A 19,448-nucleotide genomic window follows, 5' to 3' on the forward strand; every position below is an offset into this window, starting at 1 on the left:
TACCGCATGGGAAAATTGCTTGTGGTCGATCATCTGACCATAACATATACGCGAAGACAGCAAGAAGTGGTAAAAGATTGTTCTTTTGAGCTTGAAAGCCAGGAAATCCTGGGAATCGTGGGAGAATCTGGATCGGGAAAATCAACGATGGCAATGGCTATCCTCGGTTTTCTCAAGAAAGGAGCCGTTATTTCAAGCGGACAGATTCGGTATTGTGGAGAAGATATCACACCGCCTCTGACTGATGTAAAAAGAAGAAAACTACGCGGTGGTGAGATCGCGGTCATCATGCAAAATGCGATGTCATGCCTGGATCCATTGATGAAGATTGGCAGGCAGATTATGGAAAGTCTAAGACTACATACGGATTGTACCCGACAGGAGGCGAAAGAAAAAGCAGAAGAATTGTTGGATATGGTGGGAATCCGAGATGTAAGTGCATGTATGAATCGGTATCCGTTTGAATGTTCGGGAGGGATGCAACAGCGTATCTGTATTGCAATCGCTCTGGCTGGGAATCCGAAAGTATTGATTGCTGATGAGCCGACGACTGCGTTAGATGTGACGGTGCAGGCGCAGATATTGAATTTGCTGAGAAGACTGTCAAAAGATCTGGGGATTGCCGTGATTATGATCAGCCATGATCTGGGAGTGGTCGGTGCTCTGTGTAATCGCTTGTTGGTCATGCGCGAAGGAAGCATCGTCGAACAAGGAAGGGTAAGCGATATACTCTATCACAGCAGTGAAACATATACAAAAATGCTGATTCAGACAAGAAAGAATCTTGAACAGATTCCACAGGCCGCATCCGAAGCAGATAAGAAGGATATTCTGTTACATGCAAAGAATGTATGTAAAGAATTTCGACAAAAGAAAGTACTGCATTCGATAACGATAGCAATACGAAAAAATCAGAGCTATGGCCTGGTAGGAGAGAGTGGTTGCGGGAAAAGTACATTTGCGCGTGTCCTGGCGGGATTATACAGACCTGAACAAGGAGAGATGTATTGGAAAGGTAGGGAAATGAACTGGAAGTCAAGAAAACAGCGTATAGATTATCGGAAAAAGATTCAGATGATCTTCCAGAATCCGTACCAGGCCCTGAATCCGACAATGACCGTCTATGAGAATCTGCAAGAAGCATTGATGGCGTCAGGAATTTCTGATGAAAAAGAAATTGCAGAACAACTCAGGCGTATACTGGATGAAGTGGGATTGGAAGAACAAAGAAAACAGGATTATCCACAACAATTGTCGGGAGGGCAGCTTCAGAGAGTCATGATTGCAAGAGCACTTTTGATGAATCCGGAATTTTTAATCTGTGACGAACCATTTTCCGGTCTCGATATACAGACACAGGAACAATTGGTCCATCTACTATGTAAGATGAAAGAAAAAGAACGACTCTCGATGCTGTTTATTGGCCATGATCTGTCGATCGTCGGTCACATCAGCGATGCGCTGGGCGTTATCTATGATGGATGGCTGGTAGAAGAAGGTCCATCCGGCGAATTGATGGAAGAACCATGGCATCCATATACAAAGGCTCTGTTTATGGCCGCAGACAGAGTGAGGCTTAATGGAAGTGAAAAGAAAAGACCATTTGTAATAGAAGAAGTAACAGAGCAAGGCGGAAGGGCTGGATGTCCGTACGTGGGAACGTGCAAATATGCAAAGAAAAGATGCTTCGCCGAGAAACCAGAAATATACGAATATCAAGGACATAAGGTAAGATGCTTCCTCTATGCAGAAGAGATGAACCAAGTCCGTGATGCCGGGTACACCATGAGGACACAGATCTAATTGGGGACGGGGGTTTTTTCATTTTCCTCCGTCCCAGATTAAAATGACCGTGTCCCTTTTTCAATTTACCCTGTCCCTAACAAAGATTGGCGTGTTATAATAGACAATAAGTTTATGTAATATATAGGAGGCTGAGGCTATGGATATCAATCGTATAAAGCGGAATAAGATGTTGGGAGAAAAGATTATCAAGGGTTTAGAGTCTAGGAATATGGAAGGGTATTATGCCGAAAATGCAGAAGAGGCATTGGCGAAAGCTTTGGAATGGATCCCGGAGGGCAGCAGTGTTGCATGGGGCGGCTCTATGTCTATTGGGGAGATTGGGCTGAAGCAGGCAATCTGTGAAGGTAATTACCAGGCGTATAACAGAGATGCGGCGAAGTCACCGGAGGAGAAGAGAAAGATTGAGCTGATTACATACGATTGTGATTTCTTTCTTGCGAGCAGTAATGCGATTACAGAAGATGGTGTGTTGGTAAATGTAGACGGTATGGCCAACAGGGTATCTGCAATCGCCAACGGTCCAAGAAATGTTATTATGATCGTGGGAATGAATAAGGTGGTAAAGGATGTAGACAATGCGCTTTCCAGAGCAAGAAATGAAGCTGCACCTATTAATGCACAGAGATTTCAGCTGGATACACCGTGCGCTAAGACAGGGGCATGTTTTGACTGTAAATCTCCAGATACGATATGCTGTCAGATCTTGATTACCAGATATTCTAAGGTTCCAAAGAGGATTAAGGTTATCCTGGTTAATGATGAACTTGGATTTTAAAAATGTTTTGAAATAAATAATTGACTTACTTCTTGGCATTTGATATACTATATAAGTACCGAAAACAAGGCGCCATAGCCAAGTGGTAAGGCAAAGGTCTGCAACACCTCTATCACCAGTTCAAATCTGGTTGGCGCCTCTTAAAAAATAGAACCGCAATTCTTTAGTGATAAAGAATTGCGGTTTTTCTATTCCGCGATTAAGTTTTCTGCAATGTGCCGTGCCACATAGACGCCGCTGGCAGACGCGTGGGAGAGGGAATGTGTTACACCGCTTCCATCACCTATGATATATAAGCCTTTATACTTGCTTTCCAGGTTTTCATCGATCTCTACTTCCATATTATAGAACTTCACTTCTACGCCGTAGAGCAGAGTGTCATCGTTGGCAGTACCGGGTGCAATCTTATCCAGCGCATAGATCATCTCGATGATACCATCCAGAATACGTTTGGGCAGCACGAGACTTAAGTCTCCCGGAGTTGCAGCAAGAGTAGGAGTTACCAGTCCTTCACGAATTCGTGTGACGGTACTTCTGCGGCCTCTGACCAGATCCCCAAAACGTTGGACGATCACACCGCCGCCCAGCATGTTTGAGAGTCGGGCGATACTTTCTCCATATCCATTGCTGTCTTTGAATGGCTCGGAAAAATGCTTTGCAACCAGTAGTGCAAAGTTGGTGTTGTCGGTCTGGTGTTCCGGATCTTCGTAACTGTGACCGTTGACGGTTACGATACCGTTGGTATTTTCATTTACAACGATACCATAAGGATTCATACAGAAGGTACGGACATTGTCTTCGAATTTTTCTGTACGGTAGACGATCTTGCTCTCATAGAGTTCATCCGTCAGATGTGAGAAGATGACGGCCGGAAGTTCCACACGGACTCCAATATCCACACGGTTAGAGTGGGTAGGAATGTCCAGTTCATTGCAGATATTTTCCATCCATTTGCTTCCACTTCTTCCTACCGAGATAATGCAGTTCTTGCAGGTGGCTGTTCCATCTTTGTAGGAAATGCGGTAACCATTGTCAAGGCATTCTACATGTTCGACCGGTGTGTGGAAATAAAAATCCACCTTGTCTTTTAATTCATTGTATAGATTCTCAAGAACAATATAGTTGATATCTGTCCCAAGGTGACGTACGGAAGCATCCAGAAGTTTTAGTTTGTTCTGAATACAGATCTTCTTAAAATTAGTTCCGGCAGTAGAATACATCTTCGTACCTTCTCCACCATGGGAAAGATTAATCTTGTCTACATACTCCATCAAGTCAAGAGCCTTCTCCTTGCCAAGATACTGATAGAGCGTTCCGCCGAAATCGTTCGTAATATTGTATTTTCCATCGGAAAATGCGCCGGCTCCGCCGAAACCATTCATAATGGCACAAGTCTTGCATTTGATGCAAGATTTTACCTTGTCACCGTCAATTGGGCAATGCCGTTCCTGAAGAGGAAAGCCGGCCTCGAAGACGGCAATCTTAAGATCTCCGGCTCTTTGGGCAAGCTCATAGGCAGAAAAAATTCCTCCAGGGCCTGCGCCGATAATGATTACGTCATAATTCATAGTTATCACTCCTTGTTGCTTATTATAAACATTTTTTGTGTGGTAATGTATGACGAAAAAAGAACTCGCTATTCTCTGGTGAAAGAATACGAGTTCTTATGCAGTCACTTCTCTTTTTTATTATATCGTTAAATGAAAAGGAATGTCAATGGGTATATATCATAGAGAATATCAATAAATGCTTTTTGAATATGATAAAAAGCAATTGGAATAAAAAAGAGGGACTGGCTATACTAAAAGTAGTGTATAAAAGGAGGTAATTAGAATGTCTATTACAGCGGAAACCGCGAAAGCGCATGCTAAGGATCCTGCAGTATTATGCTGTAGAGCAGAGGCAGGTATTACAATTGAGCCGGCGAACCTGGAAGATCCGGCAATCTTTGATGAATTAGTTGATTCAGGCTTACTGAACCTTGATGGATGCCTGACAATTGAACAGGTATTGGGGGCAAAACTGACTAAGACGAGTGATTCTTTATGTCCATTGACTGCAGATAATGTAGATGGGATTAAAGAAGTAACAGAAGAAGAGCCGGAGGAAGAAGCAGCAGAGGAAGCAGAGGAAGTTCCAGCTGTCGAAATGAATGTACAGGGAGCTGTGACTACGATTAAGAGCGGAAAAGTAATTATTTCTATCAAAGAAGGGAAAGACATCCATCTTGAACTTCCAATATAGGAAAGCTTGCAGGTAAAGATAAGGCAGAGGAGTTTTAATATTCCTCTGCCTTTATTTTTTTCAGCGTTTTGTCAACAAATACTTTTGCGTGTTCCAGGTCAAGACTGTCTGGGTGTGTCAGCGCTTCGTCAAAGTTACGGATATACAGGTCGATTTGTTTAGAATTGTCAGCAGTCCGCATAGCTTCATATTTCTGGCGTACCTTCTGAGGCATCTTGCCCTGACAGATAAATGCGCCCAGATAATCATTGTCTGATTCAATCCAGGCATTGACACTGTGCTCGATGGCTTTGTAGTATTCGGGAGAATCTCCCATACCGCAGGTGGCAAAGAGAGCAATCTGCTTGCCACTTAAGTCGTTGAGAAAGTCGCTGATTGCCATGCTGCAGGTACCCCGGTGTACACAGAAACCTACAAAATAGATGTTGGCCTCAGGAATCGTCTTATTCGTGTTAATGTCGATCAGGTCTTTGGAGTTGCCTGGAAGACGGGAAAATATGGAGGCCGCAATCTTCTTCGTGTTTCCAGACTCGCTTTCGTATAATACCAAATACTCTAACAAAATATCATTCCTTTCTTACATATAGCCGTGTGGTATTCCGCCGCCACCGCCACAACACAGCCCGCTACCGCCGCAGCAAAGGTTACATACCAGATTGGCAATGCACAGCTTCATGCAGAAGCTGCTTCCGGTGTAAAATGTGGTCTGGTAAGGATCTTGTTGCTGTTGATACCAGCTGCCGCCGCTTTCGAAACGGTTGACCAGCATCTGGTATTGGAAATTATCGGGTTCCATTCGCAGGGCTTCTTTGGCGTGTTGCAGAGCAATTACATTGTTACCGACTCCCGAATTGGCCAGCGCGCTGTAATAATACCATTGAGCGTTACGTGATGAGATACCATTCAGAAGATTCAGAGCCTCTTGATAATGTCCACTGTTGATGAAATTCGCGGCAGCTTTCATATGAAGATCTTCTTCGCTGTTAGAAGACTGAGAGCCTGTCTGACGATATTGTCCACTGAATCCACGGAAAGGACCGTAGTCACCAAAATCGCCGAAGCCACCAAAGCCACCGCTATATCCGCCGTTATATCCTCCGGCAGATCCCGACCTGCCCGTGTTGAATGTATCAGAAGTTCCATACTCCCGTTCATGCATGATCTGCTGATAGGCTTGCTGAACCTCTTTGAATTTGGCTTCTGCCTGGTCTTTATTCGGGTTGTTGATATTGGCGTCGGGATGATATTTTCTGCTTAGGCTTCGGTAAGCCTTTTTTATTTCTTCGTCAGAGGCGTCCCTTGATACGCCTAAGACTGCATAAGGATCGGTCATATTTCTTAATCTCCTGTGTTCGAATTCTTAGTGTCAGGCTGTCGGTTATCTTGTGTATTCTTACGCTTTTCTGTTACTTCTGTATAACGGCACCAAACGCCGGAATAGAGAATATTGCGTAGAATGTCAACATACAGAAGAATAGGTAATTTTTCAAATTCTCTGGAGCATTCTGCCATCATAAGAGTTAATAGTTTCTTACAATCTTCGGCAAAGTTACAATCAGACTGATAGGAAGAGATGAACGGATTATAGCAGCCGGATTTGATATCCTTTTCTACATCTTCATAAGCATCCATCAGATAGATGAACTTGCCGAGGAAGAAACCAATCTTGCGAAGAGAACCTTCCCATTCATCCTGCCTGACAGCAAAAAGTTCTGCCATAATATCTCCAAAAAGTCCTGCCATATGATCAATATTCTGCTCGTTCTCCGCTTCCAAAAGTGACAAGCGTCTCAGATTAGAAGCGATTTTTGCCGTTTTTTCCGGATATTTCTTTTGGATGGCCTGTATGTCGGATGCTAACAGATGGGCACCGATAAATCCTTTTTTCTTGCGTTCGTCTTCCCAGTCATCCTTACATTTGTAGTAGGAAAGAATCAGATTGACGGCAGCAGCATACTCGGTAAATTCATTGGTCCTTGCGAGATGCTTTTCCAATGGGTGAGCAATGCAGTTGACGACCTCTTCTTTGGTCTTGGGCTCATAGAGCCCGGTAAGCAGAATAATAAGAAATGTCATGTCGTAAGATAAAGTCACCTGACCTTTTATACCATAGCATTCTTTTAGACATTTGCATAGCCCGCAATAGTAAGAATGGTAGATATCATAGTCTTTAAATTTCATCTCTGCTTTATTAATTGCAATATATCCGAACATAAGAAATCCTCGTTAACTCTTTTTGATAAATCTAGTGTTACATTTTGGACAGCGAATCTCAATTCGGCCTTTGCCTCTTGGAACGCGAATTTTCTGTCGGCAGGTAGGGCATTTATAGATATGGTACGTCTTGCGTTGTAATAACAGATTCTTCTGACGGTAGAAAAAGGTACGAATCTTATAAGTCTTGTTCAGATACCATTGGTTCTCAGAAGAACGTTTATAGATATTTCTGGAAAACATACGGAAATACAGATATATGATACCTATCCACGATAAATAAGACAGGATGAGACTATCGGTCCATCCTGCCAGAAGCATCACAATAATACTTATGACCAGTACAAATTTTCCGAGTGAATCTACGCCATTGCGTCCATACATAAAGCGCATCAGTTTTTCTTTCAAATCAATCAACCTCCTAAATATATATTTATCATACGCGGTACGATAGTAAAGTCAATAAACTGCCGATTAAAAATATATAAAGTTTTTAGACTTGTAAGTCCTATTTGAGTGAGGTTGTGTTATACTGTTGGGGAAATGAATGGAAAATAGGGGGTGTATCTATGAATGAATTAACCCGGTTGATTAAAGAAGATATGAAACCTGCACTTGGTGTTACGGAACCGGGGGCGATTGCTTTTGCAGTCGCATCGGCGAAGTCTTATGTACAGGGAGAAGTGAAGCGTGTTCATGTGGCATTGAATTCTGGAATGTATAAGAACGCATATACTTGCGGAATTCCTAATTCCAATAGATATGGCAATCTATATGCAGCTGCGTTAGGAGCTGTGGCGGCCGATGCGAAGAAAGGACTGGAATCGCTGGCGGATATTACACCGGAGGATGACGAGGCAGCTGCACAGATGGTGGCGGATGGCAAGGTCACGGTATTGTTAGATCACATCGGTTCAGAGATTACCATTGATGCTACGGTAGAGACGGCGAAGGATTGCTGTACAGTATACATCCAGGACAGCCACACACATATTGTGCGGATCGAGAAGAATGGTGAGGTTATCTGTCTGGCAGAAGATACACAAGACGAGAATGATACAGTGAAAGAAAAGGTGCCAATGATTCATCAGTATTCATTAGAAGAGATTCTGGAATACATTCGTCAGGTGCCACAGGAAGAGATCGCTTTTATCCAAGAGGCATTTGCAATGAATCTGGAACTCCTGGAAGAAGGGATGCAGTCAGAACGAACTACGATTACACGACAGCTTCTGCAGGAAAATGGCAATCAAAAGATATCAACGGATGTACTTAAGACGGCGCAGCTTCTGTGTAATGGAGCTATTGAAGCCCGCGTGCTCGGACTTAGCCGGCCAGCCATGAGTATTACCGGAAGCGGTGCCCATGGAATCATTGCAACGATGCCGCTCTATGCCTATAAGGAGGTCTGCGGTCTGACTGAAGATGTTCTGCTTAGGGCGACGGCTCTTAGTTATCTGATTACCATGTATATCAAGGAGTATTCAGGAAAGTTGTCTGCGTTCTGTGGCTGTGGAATTGCAGCGGGAACAGGTATGGCCTGTGGACTTGCGTATATGCAGGGAGGAGATAAAGCGGCAATAACACGAGTGATTCAGAATATGGCGAGTGGACTTACCGGTATGATCTGCGATGGTGGTAATCATGGATGTGCCATGAAGGGAGTCGTTGCAGTAGATGCCGCATTTCGGGCTGTCTCTATGGCACTGCAGGGCGTATGTATTGAAGATATTCATGGCATCAATGGGAAGACACCAGAAGATACGATGCGCCATATGGGAATGATCGCATCCCCGGGAATGGTGCAGACGGAGAAGACTATTGTAGAGATTATGGAGCAAAAGTAATGAGTAGGAAGAAGTATCACAGAGGAAGAAAAAAGAGAAAGAAAAAAGGAAGTATTCTTTTCAATATTGTGCTGGTAATCGCTATTGCTGTGTTCTGTGTGTCCGCATTCCAGCTGTTCAAGATTGGCAAGGGATATTATGATGGCAGAAGTGAGTATGATAAGATCAGAGACTTGGCAGTTGAGACGGGAAAAGGAGAGGATGAACAAGAGGGATTCAAAGTGAATTTTGATGAACTGCTTGCAATCAATCCAGATACCATAGGATGGATACGTTTTTCACCGGAGCCTTCCCAGATCAGTTATCCCATCGTACAGGGAGATGATAACAGCACGTATTTGAAGAAAACCTTTTCTGCAAATGAGAATACCCTGGGCGCTATCTTTCTGAATGTAGATAATCAGGCGGATTTTTCGGACAGAAACTCGATCATCTATGGACATCGTATGAAGGATGGCTCAATGTTCCGACATCTGCAGGACTATGAAGAAAAGTCATTCTGGGAGGCGAATCCCTATTTTTACATCTATACACCGGATGGAAGAGAGATCACATATCACATCTATTCTGTTGGTGTGGTAGAAGATACATCGGATACTTATCTGACAGTATTTCATACGGATGAGGAGTATCAGACATTCCTTACTATGACAAAGGAAGTGGCAGCATATGATACGGGAGTTGAAGTGACGACAGAAGATACGATCGTGACATTGTCAACCTGCACCAGTGCCAGTGACAATCATCGATTCGTGGTTCGTGGAGTAAAAGAAGAGGAGAAATCAGTAGAATGATGAATGACAGATATATATATGAAGTTGGAGATATTGTTACGATGAAAAAGCAGCATCCATGTGGCAGTAAAGAGTGGGAGATCCTCCGGGTAGGAGCAGATTTTCGACTGAAATGTATGGGATGTGGGCATCAGATTATGATTGCGCGAAAATTAGTAGAAAAAAATACAAAAGATTTGAAGAAAAAGGCTTGAAACAAGCACTGGAATATGGTATCATTGTAAACCGTGATACAATAAAACTGCCGACTGAAAGCGGCAGAAATCCTTGCTCCCACATAAGTTGAGCGGGGGCCAAAAGACCAGAAGGAGGTGCAAGACGACATGAACAAATATGAATTAGCTGTTGTTGTCAGTGCAAAAATCGAAGATGACGAGAGAGCACAGGTTATCGAAAAAGTAAAAGCATTAGTTGAACGTTTCGGTGGTCAGATCTCAGACGTCGATGAATGGGGTAAGAAGAGATTAGCTTACGAAATTCAGAAGATGAAAGAAGCATACTACTATTTCATCCACTTCGAATCTGATGCTACGACTCCAGGCGAAATCGAACAGAGAATTCGCATCATGGATAACGTTATCAGATATTTATGCGTTAGACAGGAAGCATAAGCAGGAAGTAGAGGTAATTATATGAATAAAGTAATTTTGATGGGACGCTTGACAAGAGATCCTGAAGTGAGATATTCACAGGGAGAGAATCCTTTAGCAATCGCAAGATATACACTGGCTGTTGATCGTAGATTCAGACGTGATGGAGAGGCGACCGCTGATTTCATCAATTGTGTTGCATTTGGAAGACAGGCAGAACATGCTGAGAGATATTACCGTCAGGGATTACGTGTTACGATCTGTGGACGTATTCAGACCGGAAGTTATACCAATAAAGATGGCGTGAAAGTCTACACAACAGAGGTTGTAGTAGAAGAGCAGGAATTTGCAGAGAGCAAGGCTGCAAGCGATGCGAATATCGGAAGTTTTCGTTCGGCTCCCACACCGGCACCAGCACCAGCATCTGATGCAGGCGACGGCTTCATGAATATTCCAGATGGAATAGACGAAGAATTACCATTTAACTAGGCATTGAACACTTAGTGAAGCGAAGCTGAACTTAGTGAGAAAGCCGTTCTTTTTCTTTGGCGAGGTTCTGCCGAGCCTGGAAAGAAGAACTTCATTAACCGAATGAAAGGAGAGTTTAACATGGCTTACGATAAAGGAAATCGTCCAGAAGGCGGCTTCAAGAGAAGAGGCGGCGGACGTAGAAGAAAAAAAGTTTGTGTATTCTGTGGAAAAGAGAATAACGAGATCGATTACAAGGATGTAGCAAAATTAAGAAAGTACATCTCTGAAAGAGGAAAAATTCTTCCAAGAAGAATTACAGGAAACTGCGCAAAGCACCAGAGAGCTCTTACTGTAGCAATCAAGAGAGCACGTCACATCGCTTTGATGCCATATGTACAGGACTAATTTTGTTAGCGTAATTGCATAATATAATAATAAGCCTTCAAGTACTGAAATATAGTATTTGAAGGCTTTTTTGTTGAAAAACTTTTACTTGCTTGTGCAAAGATTTGGTTCATGATATGATATTTTTTATAGAAAGTCGGAGTTATCTAGGGAAGGGGTGTTTAGATGATGTTGAATATACCAGTTGGGATTTCTGATTTTGCAGAAATCCGGCAAAGGGGTTATTACTATATCGATAAGACGGCTTTGGTTCGGGAATTACTGAAGACGACAGGGACAAAAGTTACTTTGATTACCAGACCACGTCGTTTTGGAAAAACACTCGGAATGAGTATGCTAGCCCATTTTTTTGATATACGCAGGGATAGTAGTAGAATCTTTGAAGGATTGGACATTACAAGTGAAAAGAAACTTTGCAAGGAATGGATGAACCAGTATCCAACGATATTTCTGACATTTAAAGATATAGATGGATTGAATTTCCTGGCAGCGCGGAGAATGCTGCAGAATAGAATCGCAGATTTGTATAATGAACACAGTTATCTGGCAAAGAGCGACAAGGTGAATGACAATGACCGGAAAATCTTTGCGGAGTTATCAGATATCGTGGAGGGAAGGCCAACGGAGGATCTTTTGAAAACCAGTATTTCAACGTTAATGAAGATGATGGCGGCTTATTATGATAAGTCGGTGATAGTGATACTGGATGAATATGATGTGCCTTTAGCAAAAGCAAACAGTCATGGGTATTATGAAGAGATGCTGGATTTGATGAAAACTATGATGAGTATGGCATTGAAGGATAATAATAATCTGGAATTTGCAGTAGTCACTGGATGTTTGAAGATATCAAAAGAGAGCATTTTTACGGGAGTAAATAATTTTACGACTGATACAATTTCAAATAATCGGTACAATGAATTTTTTGGATTCACACAAAATGAAGTTGAAGAACTGCTTAAAAGAGTGGGGCATACAGAAAAATTGGATATTATCCGTCAGTGGTATGATGGTTATCGTTTTGGCAATATGGACATTTACTGCCCATGGGATGTATTAAACTATGTAATGAAACTTCTTGCAGAAGGAGAAACAAAGCCGGGGAATTTTTGGGAACATACCAGTGATAATGCAGTAATCGGAGAGTTTTTGGAAAGAACAGATTTTGATGTGACAGAAAAATTTGAGATGTTGTTAAATGGTGGTTATATCAAAGAATGTGTTAATGAAAATCTTACGTATGATTTTCTTGCTTCATCAGAAGAAAACCTATGGAGCCTTTTATATCTGACTGGATATCTGACAAAGACAAAAGAAGAAGAGCTTAAGGCCGGGGATTATCTGGAAGAAAGGCAGACGGCGCTTAAGATTCCGAACGCAGAAGTGATGGACATTTTTCGAAAGAGTGTAGTGGAATGGTTTAATAAGAAGTCTGCAAAGAGTGACAGGAGAGAGCTTTTTTGGGCTATGTGGAATGGAGAGGAAGAACTTCTGACAGAATTATTATCAGATTTATTATTTGATACGATAAGTTACCATGACTATGCGGAAAGCTATTATCATGCATTTATAGCAGGGCTTGTGTCAAACGCGGGATATATCGTGGAGTCAAATTATGAAAATGGACTTGGAAGAGCGGATGTGGTGTTAAAGGACCGTTCAAAACGCCGGGCGATCGTAATCGAAGTGAAGATTGCAGATGCGGAAGATATGATGGAGAGGGAATGTATAGATGCTTTGAATCAGATTGAGGAAAAGCAATATGCCAGAAAGATTGAGAGAGATGGATTCCGGACAGTGATTCGGTATGGAATTGCATTTTACAGGAAAGAATGTATGGTAAGAAGAGGATAATGCTGTTGAATAATAAGAATCCCCCAGCCGGGGGATTCTTTAAGAAAGGCCGCGGCGTCTGGCAAGTTCTTTCTGGACTTCGGGCATCCGCCTGTCTAACTTATAGAATTGCATTAGCACAATAATGGCAAGACATAATGCGATGGGAACCCAGATAAAACTTATCTGAATGCTCCTAAGAGCAGATGCTGTCTGTTTCTGGTTGGCAACGTATCCGCCGGCTTTGAGCAGATGCCCAAGAAGGGAGCTGCTGGCGCCCATGGCAATATTGGACAGGAAACCGGAGCAGGCAGTGATCATGCCTGCGATGCTCTGTCCGCTGGTGTATTCACAGTAATCAATGACATCTGGGCATATAGTGAAAAATGTAGCCTGAATCAGATACATGCCGCATCCTGTTGCCACAAGACCGCACATCAGAATTGGGGTAGTACTTTGAGCAAACCAGATGGTCAGAGTGCCAAGGATATAGATGACGGCACCTGTGATGACAGCGTTGCGTTTCCCGATCTTTCCTGTGATATATGGAAGAAGCAGTAATACGGGCAGGCCGGAGAAAGTACCTAGAATTCCAATTGTCGGAATCAACTCAATCTTCTCCAGATTATAGGTAAAGTAATAGATGACCGAGGTGCTTCGGATATTGAACATGGAGAAGTACAAAAGTCCGAATAAAAACATGACCAGACACTGTGAGTTCAAGGACTGGAAATCCTTCTTCACAGAGGATTTCTTTCCTTTGGCGGCAGGCTGGATCTTTTCTTCTGTGTTTTTAAAAGTAACGAAAAACAGAATGACTGCAATTGTTGCATAGATGGTAATGGTAGACAGATATCCTCGTCCCGGATCATCATTTCCAAAATGTCGGACTAACGGGGTGGTAAATGTTGTGATGATCGTAGCGGCAATCATGGAAAATATCATTCGTGTGGTAACCAGAACGGTGCGCTCTTTCGAATCTGATGTCAGAGTCGGTAGAATCGAAGAGAGAGGGATATTTACGATTGCATAGATAAAGCTTAGGATGACATAGGATACGAATGCATATACAATCTTCCAGTTTCCCTGAAGCGGGGGCGCATAGAAGACGGCAATCGTGATAAGCCCAAGCGGAATGGCGCCAAACAAGAAAAACGGGCGGTTCCGTCCCCATCGTGTGTTGGTGCGGTCCACGATCAGACCTGCCAGAATATCCATAAACCCTTCCGTAATTCTTGTAGCGAACATCATGGTTCCGGCAACAGCGGCACTGATGCCAAATACATCTGTGTAGAATATCATCAGATAAGACGCCACCATTGAGAAGATTAGAGTGCAGGCAAGGTCGGCCACTCCATAACCAATTCTTAATCTCCATTTTCCCATTCTATATACCTCCTGCTATTGAACTGTCATAATATACATGTCTAACTGATTCTATTGTATCAGACAGGTGATGGAGTGTATTTCCCTATGTTGCTTAAAAGTTGTCAAATCTTGCTTTTGAAAATAAAAAAAGCCTCACAAAATTAACATTTATGGGCTTTTTGGTATTGCTTCGGTGTTATATGGTATATCTTTTTGAAGGATTCGATGAATGATTTTACGTTCGGAAAACCATTGTTAAAGGCGATTTCCGTGATGGTTTGATCGGTATTTAATAATTCATCTCTTGCCTTTTGGACTCGATGAAGAGTCAGGCATTCGTAGAAATTAATTCCGGTGAATTGTTTGAATTTCCTCGAAAAATACGCAGGTGACATATTTACGTGGTGAGCAATCTCTGCAAGTGAGATCTGCCGGGAATAATTTTCTTCAATATATATGATGGATTCTTGTATCTGTTCGATCTTCCTGGCAAGGTCGTAATCCTGATAATAGGAATTGGTTTCCAGACAGTGCTCCAATAAAAGGCTCCCGACCTCCAGAAGTAATGCGTGTATCTTCATCTCAGAATAAGGAATTCTGGACTGGTGCAAGTCGGCGATTTTCAGGATTAGCTCTCGAAGCTTAGGCTTGATCCATTCGCGGTTATCCAGGGAGAATTGATATTGAGGAAAGTCCGGGCAGTATCGAAGAAAGAAGTCGTAATCCCATTGGATCGTGATTAATTTTATAAAACCAGAATCCTCCAGAATATCACCGTAATGAATTTTTTTGCTGTTAATGATATTGATGTCGTTGGGTGATAGAATACTCTGTCTTCCATCTACGATAGAAATAGATGTCCCGGCCTGAACGAGATTCAATTCGATGTCTTTGTGCCAATGAGGAGGTACGCGGGATGTGTCGCCGGCCAGGGTCTGTAGTATAATTTTGGCGGGGAGATTGTCCTGGTGAACAATCTCCTCCATCTTAATGTTTTGAACCATAATGGGATAAACTCCCTTCGTGTGAATTCTTGTTTAACGCCACAGAATCTCACAAGGTTCGAGAGTGATGGTCTCGCAATTGCCCTCTCCATCGTAAAACTTTGTAATCTGTGTCTCGTTTGAATTATTAAGTATAGCATATTTTCCACTTTCTGGGTAGGCATTTACCTCACAATTCAGATTATCTGCATACCATACGTGGAAAGTATCTTCTTTATGTGCGGCATAATACATAGCGCGCATGAGAAGACGTGTGTTTTCGTAACTGTAAGGAAGTCCTGCAATATATACTCCGCGCCCCTTGCCGTAGGTGTTGGCCGCAAGATGTACCTCATGATTGGAGTATTCGATAATCTCTGTGCGGTCAGACAATGCGTAGATATCATGCTTGCTTTCGCCAAAATCATAATCTGCAGTTCGGTCTTCACTGATGAAGTGATGATCTTGTGCCTGCGTAAAATATTTATCCGTAGACAGGGTGTATCCCAGTTCCTTGTCTACACCGAGAATATCTGCGAGCTGGAAGTAACGTCCACCGTGGTGTACGGCAGTTGGATCGCCGATTCCGATGAAACCGCCGCCTTCATAAACCCATTTACGAATGGTGGTAACAAGGTTCTCATCCAGCCATTCTTCGCCGCCGGAGAATGCGGTCATGGCGTCGCCTGCGTTGATGATGACATCCACGTCGGAAGGAACGCCATTTTCACGAATATCATCAAAGCTTAAGAAAACCACATCTACTGCAGCTCCGCTCAGGGATTCTAATACGCCAAAGTAAGAATAGGTCTGTTTGTACCAGAGGGCGTGGGCTACCATATAAGTCTGCCAGGAACGAAGCTTGCCCCAGGAATTCAGGATAGCAACTTTCAGACCGCAATAAGGCGTCTTGCCCTTGACGTTGTCATAGATCAGACGAAATTCATCGGTAACTTTTTCGATATAATCTACAAATTTCGGGAACTTATATGCCAGGCTTAAGTAACCGCCGTAGCCGATGCGGTCTACCGGATTACGCATCAATGCACGTCTTGCACTGAGCCAGTTGTCGATGGCTTCGATACAAGGGTCATTTCCTTCATAGAAGGTATCCGGGAAGAAATAAGGAAGGAAACGTCCTTCTGTATATTTGACACCTGGAATATCAGAAATCAGACGCAATGTTGCACCACCGCCGACACTTCCTACCACTGCATCCAAACCAATGTCCTCAAAATAAGGACCATAAGGTTCTGTTCCAATCCAGTTGTCACCAAGGAACATCATAGCCTCCCGGCCGGCTTCATGAGTGATGTCTACCAGTTCCTTTGCTTTTCTGGCAACAAAACGCTGGATGAAATCCATATAATCGCGGTAAGCTTTCGTTGGAACGCGGAATGTAGAGTTGTAGTAACCATTGTCCACGATATCTTCCGGTCTTAAAGCATAGCCATATTCCTGTTCGAATTCTTCCAGAGCCTTGATGGACACGGTCGCACCATAGCCGAACCAGTCTACAAACTTTTCCTTAGCCTGTGCGTTAAATACCAATGTAAAATGATAGAAGAACGTAGTGAATCGCACGACATCGGTGTCCGGGTTGTCGATTAACCACTGCTTCAGATAATCCTTGGCAAAAGCTCCAGAATTGACCTGGCGTACATCAAATGGAATCTCGTGTGGCTTATCCCCCCAGTTGTTGGTGATGTGGTTGTACATCTGTGTCGGATCCCAGATGGCATATACGAAAAATGATACCGTATATTCATGGAATGGAATGACATTGTTGATGGTGACCAGATCGTTTTTCTCATCAATGGTCCAGCAGTCTGCAGGTACAACTTCTCCCGTAGTACGGTCAATGATCTCCCACCATTTCTTGGGATCGTGAATATAATCTGCGATTACTTGTTCGCGATAATAACCGTCCAGAAAATCAATCGTAACAGAAGAATCTGTTGCCAGATTGTGTTTCGACATCAGAAGCATCTGCTGGCATTCATCCATATGTTTTTCTGCAAATTCATTGTGTCCTCTTGCGACAAAATAAGTCGTATAGATCTTAGCATCCAAAGACTTGATCTCATCGTCAAGCTTTGTGCCGTCACTGTCACGGAGTGCATCGGCTCCCCAGCGTTCCAGCATCTCCTTCGTTTCGTTCAAAAAATTAGATTCACTTGGTAAAGTGACCCTTCCCTTTGTTTTAGACATAATACCCTCCTATTGGGGACAGGGTGATTTTAATTTGGGACGGGGGAAAATGAGTTTTCCCCCGTCCCCTCCCCATCCCTGTTGATATAAGATGAGTATATGAAATAACCCTTTAGTTTTCAATAGCACGATTGTTGACTTTTTTTGCACATTCGGGTCTTTGCATTTGCACAATCTTGTTTTCATATTCTTTTTTTGATAGATTAATTTTAGGAGTACAGCGTGTGGTGAGCAACAATATTTTATAAAAGGAGTGGCAAGGATATTGTCTATGGAGGTTAGTGTAATCAGAAGTGCCAAGGAACTGGAGCGGGTGGAACCTTTTCGTGTGGAATATCTTCTGTGGGGAACGAAGAAGATTCCTGATACGTACGGATATCTTGGATTTGTGCCAGGGGAAGGCTTTTATCTGAAGATGGTGTGTGAAGAGGCGGATCCGCTTCGGACTTATACGAATGCATTGGATCCTGTGTATCGGGACAGTGCGCTGGAAGCGTTCTTTGAATTTGAAGCGGCTAGGGAAAGAATGGTGCCACCGATTTACTTGAATTTTGAAGTGAATGCGAATGGCGCTTTGCTGGCAGCATACGGAACCAGGCGTACATACCGGACATACTTTGCGAAAGAAGAGATGGATTCTTTCGATTGCAAGGCGCAGATCGATGCGGATAAGTGGAGTATGAGTCTTCGTATTCCGATTGGAATATTGGAGAAGATCTATGGACCATTGGAATTGAAAGTAGGCAGCGAATTTACTTGCAACTTTTATAAGATATCAGAAGCGAAGGAAATGGAACACTATGCTTCGTGTTTTCCGATTCTGTCGGAGATTCCCAGTTTTCATATGCCGGAATTTTTTGGGACGGCAAAGATTGTGGATTCACAAAAAAGATAGGAATTGGGTAATAATTTAAGGGTAGAAATATATTGAGGAGGAAAAGATTATGCAAATCTACAAAGCAACCGATTACAAGGATATGAGCAGAAAGGCAGCAAACATTATCTCTGCACAGGTAATCATGAAACCAAACTGTGTATTGGGACTGGCAACAGGTTCCACACCGATTGGGACCTACCAGCAGTTAATTGAGTGGTACAAAAAGGGCGATCTGGATTTCTCTGATGTGACAACAGTGAATCTGGACGAATATAAGGGACTTCCAAGAACGAATGACCAGAGCTATTATTACTTTATGCACCAGAATCTGTTTGATCAGGTCAATATCAATCCTGAGAATACACATCTTCCAAATGGAATGGAGCCAAACAGTGAAAAAGAGTGTGCCAGATATGAGAGTCTGATTCATTCTCTTGGTGGAGTGGATCTTCAGCTCCTTGGCTTGGGACATAATGGACATATCGGATTCAATGAGCCGGGAGAGGCATTTGAGAAGGAGACTCATTGTGTTGATCTTCAGGAGAGAACCATCGAGGCAAACAAGCGCTTCTTCGCTTCTGCAGATGATGTTCCGAAGCAGGCTTATACCATGGGAATCAAGACCATTATGCAGGCAAAGAAGATTCTGGTAATTGTAAGCGGCGAGGATAAGGCAGATATCGTGGCGAAGGCATTCTTTGGACCGGTGACACCGGCTGTTCCGGCATCCATCCTTCAGATGCATAACGATGTGACTTTGGTGGGCGATGAGGCAGCGCTTTCTAAGATTCCGCGGTAGAATATGCGTAATCATTCAAATAAAAGAGGATAAAGGATAAACCGAGGACGAGGTGGTTTGCATCGCCCTCGGTTTTTTTGTGCACTTTGTGGTGCGCATTTCTGGTAAATGGAAAAGTTTTATGAGCGATTGTAGCAGAAATGTGGAAAAATAGAATTTCCTTTAGAAAAATACTCCTTTTTATGTTTTTTCATCATTAGGTATGAGGTAATATAATGCTATGATAACATA

General features: G+C 42.9%; 19 protein-coding genes, 1 tRNA gene and 1 pseudogene. 13 read left to right on the top strand and 8 right to left on the bottom strand.

Annotation, left to right across the window (positions count from 1 at the left end):
• The first annotated feature begins 6 nt into the window (after positions 1 to 6).
• The 3 genes from ACQRBH_RS01465 to ACQRBH_RS01475 all read left to right on the top strand — a co-directional run bounded on the left by ACQRBH_RS01465 (position 7) and on the right by ACQRBH_RS01475 (position 2,720).
• Complete coding sequence (locus ACQRBH_RS01465) at positions 7 to 1,803, top strand: dipeptide ABC transporter ATP-binding protein (RefSeq protein WP_427760750.1); 1,797 nt, start codon at positions 7 to 9, stop codon at positions 1,801 to 1,803.
• A gap of 139 nt (positions 1,804 to 1,942) precedes the next feature.
• On the top strand, positions 1,943 to 2,581 hold the full coding sequence (locus ACQRBH_RS01470; protein WP_235232961.1) for a lactate utilization protein: 639 nt from the start codon (positions 1,943 to 1,945) through the stop codon (positions 2,579 to 2,581).
• 68 nt (positions 2,582 to 2,649) lie between these two features.
• Positions 2,650 to 2,720 (top strand) — tRNA-Cys (locus ACQRBH_RS01475).
• Between the two features lie 49 nt (positions 2,721 to 2,769).
• On the opposite strand, the gene ACQRBH_RS01480 is transcribed toward ACQRBH_RS01475, so the two are convergent.
• Positions 2,770 to 4,149, bottom strand: coding sequence for an NAD(P)/FAD-dependent oxidoreductase (locus tag ACQRBH_RS01480; RefSeq protein WP_427760751.1), 1,380 nt, complete (start codon positions 4,147 to 4,149; stop codon positions 2,770 to 2,772).
• A 265-nt stretch (positions 4,150 to 4,414) separates the two neighbouring features.
• On the opposite strand from ACQRBH_RS01480, the pseudogene ACQRBH_RS01485 reads away from it, so the two are divergent.
• Positions 4,415 to 4,822: pseudogene (locus ACQRBH_RS01485) on the top strand (sugar transporter); the annotation flags it as partial.
• 37 nt (positions 4,823 to 4,859) lie between these two features.
• Here the strand turns inward: ACQRBH_RS01485 and bilS are convergent.
• Genes bilS through ACQRBH_RS01505 form a run of 4 tightly spaced genes read right to left on the bottom strand, consistent with a single transcriptional unit; the run spans position 4,860 to position 7,447 of the window.
• Positions 4,860 to 5,387, bottom strand: a complete 528-nt coding sequence (gene bilS / locus ACQRBH_RS01490; protein ID WP_427760752.1) for a flavodoxin family protein BilS — start codon at positions 5,385 to 5,387, stop codon at positions 4,860 to 4,862.
• Between the two features lie 15 nt (positions 5,388 to 5,402).
• On the bottom strand, positions 5,403 to 6,158 hold the full coding sequence (locus tag ACQRBH_RS01495; RefSeq protein WP_427760753.1) for a DnaJ domain-containing protein: 756 nt from the start codon (positions 6,156 to 6,158) through the stop codon (positions 5,403 to 5,405).
• Positions 6,159 to 6,163: 5 nt separating this feature from the next.
• Entirely contained in the window at positions 6,164 to 7,039 is an 876-nt protein-coding gene (locus ACQRBH_RS01500; RefSeq protein WP_427743648.1) for a DUF5685 family protein, read from the bottom strand.
• 12 nt (positions 7,040 to 7,051) lie between these two features.
• Complete coding sequence (locus ACQRBH_RS01505) at positions 7,052 to 7,447, bottom strand: hypothetical protein (protein WP_427760754.1); 396 nt, start codon at positions 7,445 to 7,447, stop codon at positions 7,052 to 7,054.
• A gap of 161 nt (positions 7,448 to 7,608) precedes the next feature.
• Here ACQRBH_RS01505 and ACQRBH_RS01510 point away from each other — a divergent pair, with 161 nt between their 5' ends.
• The 7 genes from ACQRBH_RS01510 (at position 7,609) to ACQRBH_RS01540 (ending at position 13,000) form a co-directional block, all read left to right on the top strand.
• Positions 7,609 to 8,886, top strand: coding sequence for a serine dehydratase subunit alpha family protein (locus ACQRBH_RS01510; protein WP_427760755.1), 1,278 nt, complete (start codon positions 7,609 to 7,611; stop codon positions 8,884 to 8,886).
• Positions 8,886 to 9,680, top strand: coding sequence for a class B sortase (gene srtB, locus ACQRBH_RS01515; RefSeq protein WP_427760756.1), 795 nt, complete (start codon positions 8,886 to 8,888; stop codon positions 9,678 to 9,680). The genes ACQRBH_RS01510 and srtB overlap by 1 nt, the downstream gene beginning before the upstream one ends.
• Positions 9,680 to 9,874, top strand: coding sequence for a DUF951 domain-containing protein (locus ACQRBH_RS01520; protein WP_235232986.1), 195 nt, complete (start codon positions 9,680 to 9,682; stop codon positions 9,872 to 9,874). Before srtB ends, ACQRBH_RS01520 begins: the two co-directional genes overlap by 1 nt.
• 129 nt (positions 9,875 to 10,003) lie before the next feature.
• Positions 10,004 to 10,291 carry a 30S ribosomal protein S6 gene (gene rpsF, locus ACQRBH_RS01525; RefSeq protein WP_235232985.1) on the top strand — a complete coding sequence of 96 codons (288 nt, stop codon included), beginning with the start codon at positions 10,004 to 10,006 and terminating at the stop codon, positions 10,289 to 10,291.
• 21 nt (positions 10,292 to 10,312) lie between these two features.
• Positions 10,313 to 10,759, top strand: a complete 447-nt coding sequence (locus ACQRBH_RS01530) for a single-stranded DNA-binding protein (protein ID WP_235232953.1) — start codon at positions 10,313 to 10,315, stop codon at positions 10,757 to 10,759.
• 120 nt (positions 10,760 to 10,879) lie between these two features.
• Entirely contained in the window at positions 10,880 to 11,146 is a 267-nt protein-coding gene (gene rpsR / locus ACQRBH_RS01535; RefSeq protein WP_101695879.1) for a 30S ribosomal protein S18, read from the top strand.
• 165 nt (positions 11,147 to 11,311) lie between these two features.
• A complete protein-coding gene (locus ACQRBH_RS01540) occupies positions 11,312 to 13,000 on the top strand; it encodes an AAA family ATPase (protein WP_427760757.1) in 1,689 nt (562 codons plus the stop codon).
• 39 nt (positions 13,001 to 13,039) lie between these two features.
• On the opposite strand, the gene ACQRBH_RS01545 is transcribed toward ACQRBH_RS01540, so the two are convergent.
• The 3 genes from ACQRBH_RS01545 to gnpA form a co-directional block, all read right to left on the bottom strand.
• Positions 13,040 to 14,365: a glycoside-pentoside-hexuronide (GPH):cation symporter gene (locus ACQRBH_RS01545; RefSeq protein WP_427760758.1), complete on the bottom strand. Its 1,326-nt coding sequence runs from the start codon at positions 14,363 to 14,365 to the stop codon at positions 13,040 to 13,042.
• A 143-nt stretch (positions 14,366 to 14,508) separates the two neighbouring features.
• A complete protein-coding gene (locus ACQRBH_RS01550) occupies positions 14,509 to 15,351 on the bottom strand; it encodes an AraC family transcriptional regulator (RefSeq protein WP_427760759.1) in 843 nt (280 codons plus the stop codon).
• Positions 15,352 to 15,384: 33 nt separating this feature from the next.
• A complete protein-coding gene (gene gnpA / locus ACQRBH_RS01555; RefSeq protein ID WP_427760760.1) occupies positions 15,385 to 17,541 on the bottom strand; it encodes a 1,3-beta-galactosyl-N-acetylhexosamine phosphorylase in 2,157 nt (718 codons plus the stop codon).
• A 271-nt stretch (positions 17,542 to 17,812) separates the two neighbouring features.
• Between gnpA and ACQRBH_RS01560 the strand changes: the two genes are divergently transcribed.
• Together ACQRBH_RS01560 and nagB are read left to right on the top strand one after the other, a co-directional pair.
• Complete coding sequence (locus ACQRBH_RS01560; RefSeq protein ID WP_427760761.1) at positions 17,813 to 18,436, top strand: carbohydrate-binding family 9-like protein; 624 nt, start codon at positions 17,813 to 17,815, stop codon at positions 18,434 to 18,436.
• 49 nt (positions 18,437 to 18,485) lie between these two features.
• Positions 18,486 to 19,217 (top strand): glucosamine-6-phosphate deaminase, encoded by a 732-nt coding sequence (nagB, locus tag ACQRBH_RS01565; protein WP_235232947.1) that lies wholly within the window; start codon positions 18,486 to 18,488, stop codon positions 19,215 to 19,217.
• The last annotated feature ends 231 nt before the right edge of the window (positions 19,218 to 19,448 follow it).

This window comes from Bariatricus sp. SGI.161, assembly GCF_050313695.1.
Taxonomy (GTDB): Bacteria; Bacillota; Clostridia; order Lachnospirales; family Lachnospiraceae; genus JAFBIX01.

What these genes read in the sequence shown, in the direction of transcription:
- ACQRBH_RS01465 (WP_427760750.1), top strand. Translation starts at nt 7, where the DNA reads ATGGGAAAATTGCTTGTGGTCGATCATCTGACCATAACATATACGCGA.
- ACQRBH_RS01470 (WP_235232961.1), top strand. Translation starts at nt 1,943, where the DNA reads ATGGATATCAATCGTATAAAGCGGAATAAGATGTTGGGAGAAAAGATT.
- ACQRBH_RS01480 (WP_427760751.1), bottom strand. Translation starts at nt 4,149, where the DNA reads ATGAATTATGACGTAATCATTATCGGCGCAGGCCCTGGAGGAATTTTT.
- ACQRBH_RS01495 (WP_427760753.1), bottom strand. Translation starts at nt 6,158, where the DNA reads ATGACCGATCCTTATGCAGTCTTAGGCGTATCAAGGGACGCCTCTGAC.
- ACQRBH_RS01500 (WP_427743648.1), bottom strand. Translation starts at nt 7,039, where the DNA reads ATGTTCGGATATATTGCAATTAATAAAGCAGAGATGAAATTTAAAGAC.
- ACQRBH_RS01510 (WP_427760755.1), top strand. Translation starts at nt 7,609, where the DNA reads ATGAATGAATTAACCCGGTTGATTAAAGAAGATATGAAACCTGCACTT.
- srtB (WP_427760756.1), top strand. Translation starts at nt 8,886, where the DNA reads ATGAGTAGGAAGAAGTATCACAGAGGAAGAAAAAAGAGAAAGAAAAAA.
- ACQRBH_RS01520 (WP_235232986.1), top strand. Translation starts at nt 9,680, where the DNA reads ATGAATGACAGATATATATATGAAGTTGGAGATATTGTTACGATGAAA.
- rpsF (WP_235232985.1), top strand. Translation starts at nt 10,004, where the DNA reads ATGAACAAATATGAATTAGCTGTTGTTGTCAGTGCAAAAATCGAAGAT.
- ACQRBH_RS01530 (WP_235232953.1), top strand. Translation starts at nt 10,313, where the DNA reads ATGAATAAAGTAATTTTGATGGGACGCTTGACAAGAGATCCTGAAGTG.
- rpsR (WP_101695879.1), top strand. Translation starts at nt 10,880, where the DNA reads ATGGCTTACGATAAAGGAAATCGTCCAGAAGGCGGCTTCAAGAGAAGA.
- ACQRBH_RS01540 (WP_427760757.1), top strand. Translation starts at nt 11,312, where the DNA reads ATGATGTTGAATATACCAGTTGGGATTTCTGATTTTGCAGAAATCCGG.
- ACQRBH_RS01545 (WP_427760758.1), bottom strand. Translation starts at nt 14,365, where the DNA reads ATGGGAAAATGGAGATTAAGAATTGGTTATGGAGTGGCCGACCTTGCC.
- ACQRBH_RS01550 (WP_427760759.1), bottom strand. Translation starts at nt 15,351, where the DNA reads ATGGTTCAAAACATTAAGATGGAGGAGATTGTTCACCAGGACAATCTC.
- gnpA (WP_427760760.1), bottom strand. Translation starts at nt 17,541, where the DNA reads ATGTCTAAAACAAAGGGAAGGGTCACTTTACCAAGTGAATCTAATTTT.
- ACQRBH_RS01560 (WP_427760761.1), top strand. Translation starts at nt 17,813, where the DNA reads ATGGAGGTTAGTGTAATCAGAAGTGCCAAGGAACTGGAGCGGGTGGAA.
- nagB (WP_235232947.1), top strand. Translation starts at nt 18,486, where the DNA reads ATGCAAATCTACAAAGCAACCGATTACAAGGATATGAGCAGAAAGGCA.